This window comes from Janibacter sp. CFPM2_SD2, from assembly GCF_057364645.1.
In genome coordinates, this window is sequence record NZ_JBNFOF010000260.1 from 1 (window position 1) to 3,299 (window position 3,299).

Annotated in this window: 4 protein-coding genes; 2 read left to right on the plus strand and 2 right to left on the minus strand. The window is 73.2% G+C overall.

The genetic code is table 11. From position 1 onward, the window contains the following. Both AC2W7J_RS16840 and AC2W7J_RS16845 read left to right on the plus strand, forming a co-directional pair. Window positions 1–489, plus strand: a 489-nt coding sequence (locus tag AC2W7J_RS16840; RefSeq protein ID WP_485983819.1) for a zinc-binding dehydrogenase, incomplete at its 5' end; no start/stop codon positions are given. 69 nt (window positions 490–558) lie between these two features. After that, window positions 559–1,143 (plus strand): dihydrofolate reductase family protein, encoded by a 585-nt coding sequence (locus AC2W7J_RS16845; protein WP_485983821.1) that lies wholly within the window; start codon window positions 559–561, stop codon window positions 1,141–1,143. 82 nt (window positions 1,144–1,225) lie between these two features. On the opposite strand, the gene AC2W7J_RS16850 is transcribed toward AC2W7J_RS16845, so the two are convergent. After that, window positions 1,226–1,690 carry a hypothetical protein gene (locus AC2W7J_RS16850; RefSeq protein WP_485983823.1) on the minus strand — a complete coding sequence of 155 codons (465 nt, stop codon included), beginning with the start codon at window positions 1,688–1,690 and terminating at the stop codon, window positions 1,226–1,228. A gap of 232 nt (window positions 1,691–1,922) precedes the next feature. Next, window positions 1,923–3,299 (minus strand): HNH endonuclease signature motif containing protein (locus AC2W7J_RS16855; protein WP_485983825.1); only part of this gene is annotated, 1,377 nt, incomplete at its 5' end.

A 3,299-nucleotide genomic window follows, 5' to 3' on the forward strand; every position in this document is an offset into this window, starting at 1 on the left:
TCGACGTCACGGCACGCGCACGCAACCCCGGCAGCGCTGGCCGTCGCGGCCGAGCTCGGCGCGGAGCACACCGTGCTCGCGGGTGGCGCCCACGGCGAGGCAACGGATGTCGAGGCCACTGTCATGGAGCTGACCGACGGCGGGGCGCACGTCGCCGTCGACGCCGTGGGCAGCGAGCAGACCTGTGCCACAGCGCTGCTCAGCCTGCGGCGACGCGGTCGGCACGTCCAGGTCGGCCTGCTGCCGCCTGTCGACGGTCACCCGCGCGTGCCGATGGCGCGGGTCATCGGGTGGGAGATCGACGTGCTCGGCAGCCACGGCATGGCCGCCGTCGACTACCCGGGGATGCTCGCGCTCATCGACTCCGGCGACCTCGCCCCGCAGCGCCTCGTGGAGCGGGTCGTCGGTCTCGAGGAGGCGGCGGCGCTGCTGCCGGGCTTCGACAGGGCGAACGTCGCGGGGATGACGATCATCGACCCGTCGCGCTGAGGCGGGGCGAAATTCGCTGCGACACACCCCCCTTCGGCCCGTAGCGTGCCGCCTGACGGAAGGGGCACCATGCGCACACTCACCTACTACGTCGCGGCGACGCTCGACGGCTTCATCGCGGGGCCGGACGGCGGCGACCCGAGCGGCGAGGACTTCATGGCCGTCACGCCGGACCTCGTCGAGTTCATCGCGACCCACTACCCGGAGACGCTGCCCGGACCGGCCCGCGAGGCGATGGGTCTGACCGAGCCGGGCCGGGTCTTCGACACGGTGATCGAGGGACGGCGCTCCTACGAGATCGGGCTGGCGGCCGGCATCGACGACGCCTACCCCAACCTGCGCCACTTCGTCGTCTCGACGACCCTCGGCACGGCGCCCGCGGCGGCGGTCGAGGTCGTCTCGGGTGACCCGCTCGCCCGGGTGCGCGAGCTCAAGGCCGAGGACGGTCTGGGCATCTGGCTCGTCGGCGGCGGCCGCCTCGCCCACGCCCTGCTGCCGGAGATCGACCGGCTCGTCATCAAGCTCAACCCCTCGGTCATCGGCTCTGGGGTCCCGCTCTTCGACGGGGGCTTCGCCCCCACGCTCTTCGAGACCGTCGACGTCGTCGGCCTCGCCAGCGGCGTGCAGGTCATCACCTGCGAGCGAAGGGCGTAGCCGGCGCCTGGCGGGTCGGCCCTCGCCCAGATACGCGCGGCGACGCCCACCACCGGATCGGTGGCGGGCGTCGCGCGACGGGTCAGCCGCAGTTGCCGTACTTCCAGCGGCCGTTGGAGGCCTTGACCGTCCCGGAGGGGTTGCGGATGTCGCCCCAGTAGGCGACGCACTTGCCCTTGCCGTAGGCCTTGATCGCGGCGAAGTGGGAGTAGTTGGCCCAGTCCTGCCGCTGGAACTGGCTGCCGTCGCGGTTGAGGACCGCGATCCTGGCCAGCGTCTTGGACGGGGTGCCGTGGTAGGCGGTCTTGCGGGTGACGACGCAGTTGTAGCCGTTGTTGGGGTTGTAGGTCAGGTACACGTAGCCGTAGACCTTGCCGGACGAGGTCTTCAGGGTGCGCTGGCCGTCCTTGACGATCGAGTAGCCGGAGCCGCAGCCGTTGGCGATGGCGCTGCTCACGGTGTGTGCCTGCGCCGGTGCGGCGATGACGACGGATGCACCCAGTGCCAGGGCGCCGGTGACGGCAGCGCCCTTGAGTCGAGTGGACATGCTCATGTGATTCCCCTTGTGTCAGCCGCGGTGCCCGGGCGGGCGGTGCGGTCGCGGGAACGATCGTTCGTCCGAGACCCCGGACCCGCCATGAGCAGTGCTGCCCACGCCGGGACCGGCCACTGAGTACCGGTGCCCAGCTCCGCACGACCTCGAGGACAGGCGGACGAAGCAGGCGCGGGGGCACGCCGGCGGCGCCCGACCGCAGGAGGTCGGGCGCGGGGCGGGGTGGCTACAGGTGCCAGGTCACCCCGTCGTCGCGGATCGTGCAGGTCAGCTCCTGCTGGTGCACGCGCGTGTGGTGCCGCTCGCACAGCAGCGCCGCATTGCCGATGTCCGTCCGCCCGCCCAGCGACCAGTACTGCACGTGGTGCGCGTCGGTCCAGTGCGCGGGCATCGTGCACCCCGGGAAGGTGCAGCCACCGTCCCGCAACCACAGCAACCGCTTCTGCCCGGGGGTGAAGAACCGCGTGGCGCGGCCCAGCTCGAGCGGCTCGCCGTCACTGCCGAGCATCACCGGGATGACCCCTGCCTCGCAGGCCAGCTTGCGCACGCTCGCCGGCGACAGCACCGCCCCCGAGGCCGTGACCCCGCCGGCGTGACCGCCACCGGCGACTCCTCCGGCACCCAGCCCGACCCCCTTCGAGCCGGGTGCGTCGCCACAGCCGCCGAGATCCGCGCGGTGACCGAAGGGATGCGTGTCGCTGAAGGGCACGCCGGTCGGCCCGAAGGCGCCACCCGGTCGGCGGGACCCGCACACCCCGCAGGTCCCGTCCGTGGCCGTCAGCAACGAGGCCATCGAGATCGTCACCATGACCTGCGCCTTGTCGCTCGTGCCCACCTCACCCGGGCTGGACACCCCCCGACCGACGATCGACACCAGGGCGTCCGCACGACGCCGCGCCGGGGGCCGCGGGTCACGCTCGCCGTCGGGGCCCTTGACCGGCTTCGACAACCCCGCCACCGCCGCGTCGACGATCGCCGCGCCCTCGGCGTCGAGCACGAGCTTGTAGCGCGTCAGCCCGCTGGCATCGGTGTGGCTCGTCAACGACCGCGCCGACCTGGCCCGCTCGTCGTCCGCGGCCAGGTCCTTGGCCGGGCGCAGCATCCGCGTCGTCTGCGTGATCGCCGTCGCCAGCCCGCGCTCGTCGAGCCCCGGGACCCGAGCCGAGATCCGCCCACCCGGGCCGGTGCGCACGACCTCGTCACGCGCTGCATCGAGCAGGACCCCCAGGTCCGCCTCCAGGAGCTCCGGGTCGGCGACCCGCCGCACCCCGTCGTGGAAGCGCACCAGCTGATCGGCCTTGCCGAGCGGCAGCTGGCCACCCTCGAGGTCGGCGAGCACCCCGGCGAGGCCGGCCGGCGGCGACTGCTCTCCCCACTCCCCTGCTGCTGACTGCGGCTCCCCGGCCACCTGCTCAGGTACGTCCGGGCGAAGGGGGGCGCCGCCCCCTTCGTCGTCGTGCGTGGGGTCGACGAGGGCGGACCCTGCCCGCAGACCTGCTCTGGCCACCCGGACCACGGACGCCACGTGGCGCACCGCCGGGCCGCGGGGCGGACGGCCCTCGCTGACCCCGACCCAGTCGGTGTCCGGACCACGACTGCCGCT